Below are 4,898 nucleotides of genomic sequence, written 5' to 3' on the forward strand. Positions count from 1 at the left end.
ATACCGATCTGGGAGTTCAAAGTGACGGGCGGCGAGGCCTACCGAGCGAAGCTCCTCACCGACGACGCGCTCGACGCGGCGATCTCGGCCTATCTCGCGGATCCATCGAAGCTGGTGGTGATCGAGATCGGGAAGGGCAGACTCGACGTCGCCGCAGCCGTTCCAATGTAGGCTTCATCACCCAACTCTCGACACAAGCGTGAGATGACGATCAAGCCAAATCCTACCTTCTCGGAGCTGACGCGCCTCCGCCTCGCCAGCGAAATTGCCACCTGGGGGTGGGAAATCGGGGACCACACTTATGGGGTTCCCCGCATCCTGGAACCGGATCTCGCACGGCTGCGCATCGGCCGGTTCTGCTCCATCGGCCCGAACGTGACGATCGTCCTGGGGAACCACCGAACCGACCTCGTCACGACCTATCCATTTCGAGCGATCAACGCGCTCTCGGGCGCCTGGCCTACGGCTGCTGATGCTAGCGATGACCATGACACTCGCGGCGACGTATCCATCGGACACGACGTCTGGCTCGGAGCCAACTGCACGATCCTTTCAGGTACGGAAATTGGGTCCGGCGCGATCGTCGGCGCGGGTAGCCTGGTTCGCGGCCAGGTGCCTCCCTACGCAATCGTGGCCGGCAATCCCGCGAAAGTCGTACGCTACCGCTTTGAGCCCGGCACCATCGCGCGCCTGCTTCAGGTGGCGTGGTGGGACTGGTCGGAGGAGAAGATTTCGGCAGCGATGCCGGCCATTCTCAGCCCGGATCTGGAGACATTCCTCGCGATGGCCGAAGGGGACCCGGCGGCGCGAGGCCTGGAGGGCGAGGCCTTATAGCATCATCTCCCGACGTCGCCGCGGCCGTCCCGGCGCACGCCCACGCCGTCGAGGTGCTGGCGCGGGAGGGCGTGACCGGGCCGCAGCAGCGGAATGCGGTCAAGACGGCAGTGCTGCTGGCGACGGTCGGATGAGCCTGGGGTTTGGTGGGGTGGTGGAGGCGGGCGGCAAGGCGGCTGGATGTAAGGAGACGATGATCAGCGAGTGGTAGCTGATTGAGACCGCGCCGAGAGACGGCACATGGGTGCTCCTGACCGGCGGATCTATCGAGTATAGATGGGACGGAGAGACCAAGCCGCCTGCTGTGATGGACCAGTACGTGAACGAGCCTAGGTGTCACCGGACACTACGTGACCGCCTCGACGTCGGCCCAGGCCCTTGCCCTCGCGAAGACCGCCAAGCCCACCGACTGGTACACCCACCCGGTGCTCCAGCCGGCCGGTGAGGACGTGTTCGAGTACGACGTGGTCAGTTTGGATGGAATATAAGATGCGAACCACTCTCTTCGCCGCCCTGGTACTCTTCGGGACCATCGGGGGCGCCTCTGCGCGGGACCCCTCCCGGCTCCCGAGCCCGGATCTGGGCCGCCCCAAGGGCAACGCCTCCCTCATGAGCGTTACGCGCTCGGATGGCTCGACGCAGGGGCTCACCGCGCTGGCGGATGACGTGAAGGGCAAGGCACCCCGGACCGACCTTGGGTCCGGCATTCCGGGCTTCGCCTGGGCGCCATTCCAGAGCCGCATCCTGGTCACCAAGGAGCACCAAGCCGGCGAGGTTCAGCCTGCGCTCGACGTACAGGTGAACACGCGGCCAGGCGCCACATTGGGCTCTGGCGGCGTCACCGGCGGGGCCGGTATCGGGGCTGCCATGTCGGTCACCTCCCGCGCGCTCCCGGGCACCAAGTACGGCCAGTTCAGCCTCGTCTCGGTGACGGAGGGCTACGCCGCGATGGGTGCGGGGGAGTTCTTCGGCAACGTAGGTGCGGCCCTGTACGGCGTGCAGAAGACTGTCGATGCGGCGCCAATGTGGGGCTACGCTGCGGAGGTCAAGGAGGAGCACGGGCTCCCCGACCCGATCAACGGCTCCCTGGCTGGCGAGAATGCCATCATAGCCGTGGGAACGGATGCTCACCGCAAGCGAGCCGCGCTGTTCCTCCCGCTCAACATCCTGCCCGGCCACGAAAGCACCTATACGGAGGCTGCCCAGGCGCTCTTCGTCAAGACGGCTCCCAACTCTCGCTACATCGACGGCGGATTATTCCAGGGCGACTACCTCCACGTCCTCCGCACCGATGGTGTCAACGCCCGCACCTTCTTGACGGCGACCGGGAATTATTCAGCCCCCATCCTCGACCTGCACGGCGCATCCACGGCCGGTAACGGAGCGGCCCTCGCATTGAATGCGGTTCACGGTATCCAGTGGCAGGACGCCAACGCCGTAACGCTGGGCGGCATCAGCTACGACACCAACCAGCCGACCCAGCAAACCTTCGGCCTATCCGGAGTCGCGGTGCAACCCGTCCCAGGCCAGTCGGGACAGGAGATGGTTCTGGTCATCAATGGAGTGCGGTACGGTATCGCGCTCCGGCCCCTCCAATAGGGCGGAGCACCACCCAATGGTTGCCGCGCCGGCAACCCGATGGCGCCCCGAAGACGAGGAATGGGACCCAACGCCGTTCCTACAGGCCGGCCGCTCGGGTACGGCCTCGACCCGGGCGTCACGTGGGAGGCAGGGCTGATCAGGCTCGCCTACGCGACCGGGCGCGGGAGCTTGCCCGCGCTGATGGTGCGGCACCCGCTTCTCAGATCCCGTCCTGGCGCTCGCCCCGCGCCACCTCGATCATCATCTCGTCCGGGAGCGGCCGCTGCAACTGCGGCGCTTCCTCGACTGGCGCTTCGAGCCACGTGCGCTACTCCTCCGCGGTGGTGAGCAGCACCCGCATCGCCTTCGGGTGCACCGGCCCGACCACGCCGTTCGCTTCTGTCGTCAGGAACGCCCGCGAAGGCGAAGAGCGGCCCGCTCTCGCCGAGGGCAAACCAAACCGGCGTCTTGCGGGGCTTCGTATCGGCGTACTCGCTGAACGATGTGACCGGCACCAGGCAGCGATGCGCCGGCTTGAGCCAGGGCCGCCAGTAGGGCGAAGCGACGTTGCGCACGTTGGTGACCGGCTGGGTGCCGACCTTCGGCGGCGGCGGGAAGCCCCAGCGCATCATCGTCAGCACCCGCTCGCCTCCGGCGGCGTGGACAACAGGCGCCATCTGGTCGGGGAAGATCCCGGTCAGCGGCGGCAGGTTGCCGGTCTCGTCGCGGTCGACCGCGAAGGTGCGCCGGATCTCGTCCTGGGAGCGGGCGGAGCTGTAGAGGTTGCATATGGCAGGGATCGTAGCCGATCGGTGCCTACTGGTCTCGTGAAGCGGCGCTGATCGCCCATGGTGCTCCGTGCCGCGGCTTTGGATCCTAAACCGACCTTCACCAACGGGCCGCAAGTTTAGGCTCGTGATCGTGCGATGGAACACATCCGACCGAGCCCATCAGCGTCAAACCGAAGCCACAAGGTTTTGGCCGGTACGGTCCGACAGCCGGGCTCCTGCGAGACATCTATGGCCATCTTCGACGCCGCCCCATCCGAGCCGCCCACCTCTACCGGAGCAGCATCGCATGGCCTCGACCGCCGTCGCTTCGGCGCCTTGGTGCTGGCGGCTGGTGCCGGAAGCCTGCTCCTACGCCGGTCGGCTCTGGCGCTCTCAAAGACGGACGAGGCCCGGTTCATCGACTTTGAATGGGTCGACGCGGCCCGCGACCGTGTGGTGCCGGCCCGGCTCTATTGGCCGGCCGCCTCGACACGAAATGGTCAGGTCCCGCTGATCGTCTTCTCACACGGGCTCGGCGGCTCCCGAAAGGGCTATAGCTACCTCGGTGAGGGATGGTCAGCACGCGGTGTCGCCAGCCTGCACATCCAGCACGTCGGCAGCGACGAGACGCTGTGGCAAGGCAACCCTCTCATGCTCCTCGACCGCCTCGGCGGCGCAGCGGACGAGCGCGAGGCCATCGAGCGGACGCGGGACGTGAGCTTCGGCCTCGACCGCCTGTTGCAGCGTGACGGCCCCTTCCATGCCGCCATCGACCGAAAGCGCATCGTCGCGGCTGGGCACTCCTTCGGGGCAAACACGACCCTAATCCTCACCGGCGCTCAGGTGATCCGCGACGGGAAGCCCGTAGGCTTCCGGGACCCGCGGTTCACGGCGAGCATTGTGATCTCGGCGCCGCCCTTCTACGGCGAGACCGACCTCGCGGCGGTCCTCGCTTCGGTCGACGTCCCCACGCTCCATGTCACCACGACGGAGGACACGATCCGCGTCCCGGGCCGCTATTCGCCCGTCCAGGACCGCATCGACGTCTACACGGCGATCCCGACCCCCCAGAAGGCCTTGGTCGTGTTCCAGGGCGGTCCGCACAGCGTCTTCACCGACCGCTCTCTACGGAACGGCGGGCCGCTGAACCCCTTGGTGAAACGGGCCACCGCCGAGCTCGGGCTCGCCTTCCTCGACCTCGTCCACAAGTCCGATTCTGCCCCCCTCGAAGACTGGAGCGCGACGTGGAAGCCGATCCTGGCCGCAGCGCCGACGCCGTTCCAGGTCGACACGCGGCGATTGGTCAAGAAGCGGCGCGCCTGAGGCTCGGCGTCGTCGTCGAGCCGCCAAGGTGCAGGCGATTTTACTGAACGGCGGGGCGAACCGTCGGCACCTCGCTCAGCCGCGCGGTGAACCGCGGCGAGCACAAGCGGTAGAGTAAGCGCTCGGTGAAGGCCGCCTTGTGCCTGTAGTGCTTTGCTTTGGATACAGTGTCTGGCGTCAGATGGCGCTGTATCGGCCCTGTGTCTGGACCTATGACCAACTCTCCTCACGTTGTCGTTGCGGGCACCCGCCGCGTCTGGTCGCTCGAGCAGAAGCGCGCCATCCTGGCCGAGGCGGACGATCCCGCCACGACCGCCTCGGAGGTAGCCCGCCGGCACGGTCTGCACTCCAGCCTGCTGTTCCGATGGCGGCGCGCCTTGCTGGCCGAGC

At 66.9% G+C, this 4,898-nt stretch carries 5 protein-coding genes and 1 pseudogene; 5 read left to right on the forward strand and 1 reads right to left on the reverse strand.

Going from position 1 to position 4,898, the window contains the following annotated elements; translation table 11 throughout:
- The first annotated feature begins 204 nt into the window (after positions 1-204).
- The 3 genes from QR78_RS23435 to QR78_RS23440 all read left to right on the forward strand — a co-directional run bounded on the left by QR78_RS23435 (position 205) and on the right by QR78_RS23440 (position 2,433).
- A complete protein-coding gene (locus tag QR78_RS23435) occupies positions 205-834 on the forward strand; it encodes a CatB-related O-acetyltransferase (protein WP_048430002.1) in 630 nt (209 codons plus the stop codon).
- Positions 835-1,184: 350 nt separating this feature from the next.
- Complete coding sequence (locus QR78_RS35085) at positions 1,185-1,322, forward strand: hypothetical protein (RefSeq protein ID WP_158004071.1); 138 nt, start codon at positions 1,185-1,187, stop codon at positions 1,320-1,322.
- 1 nt (position 1,323) lies between these two features.
- Positions 1,324-2,433 (forward strand): hypothetical protein, encoded by a 1,110-nt coding sequence (locus tag QR78_RS23440; protein ID WP_048430003.1) that lies wholly within the window; start codon positions 1,324-1,326, stop codon positions 2,431-2,433.
- A gap of 202 nt (positions 2,434-2,635) precedes the next feature.
- Here the strand turns inward: QR78_RS23440 and QR78_RS33150 are convergent.
- Positions 2,636-3,206: pseudogene (locus QR78_RS33150) on the reverse strand (SOS response-associated peptidase).
- 228 nt (positions 3,207-3,434) lie between these two features.
- Here QR78_RS33150 and QR78_RS23450 point away from each other — a divergent pair.
- Both QR78_RS23450 and QR78_RS36760 read left to right on the forward strand, forming a co-directional pair.
- Positions 3,435-4,508 carry an alpha/beta hydrolase family protein gene (locus tag QR78_RS23450; RefSeq protein WP_125900932.1) on the forward strand — a complete coding sequence of 358 codons (1,074 nt, stop codon included), beginning with the start codon at positions 3,435-3,437 and terminating at the stop codon, positions 4,506-4,508.
- Positions 4,509-4,720: 212 nt separating this feature from the next.
- A partial coding sequence (locus QR78_RS36760) for a transposase (protein WP_141657950.1) occupies positions 4,721-4,898 on the forward strand: 178 nt, incomplete at its 3' end.

The organism is Methylobacterium indicum (genome assembly GCF_001043895.1).
Classification (GTDB): domain Bacteria; phylum Pseudomonadota; class Alphaproteobacteria; order Rhizobiales; family Beijerinckiaceae; genus Methylobacterium; species Methylobacterium indicum.

Excerpts from the sequence above, each read along its gene's own strand:
- QR78_RS23435 (WP_048430002.1), top strand. The coding sequence starts at position 205 with ATGACGATCAAGCCAAATCCTACCTTCTCGGAGCTGACGCGCCTCCGC.
- QR78_RS23440 (WP_048430003.1), top strand. The coding sequence starts at position 1,324 with ATGCGAACCACTCTCTTCGCCGCCCTGGTACTCTTCGGGACCATCGGG.
- QR78_RS23450 (WP_125900932.1), top strand. The coding sequence starts at position 3,435 with ATGGCCATCTTCGACGCCGCCCCATCCGAGCCGCCCACCTCTACCGGA.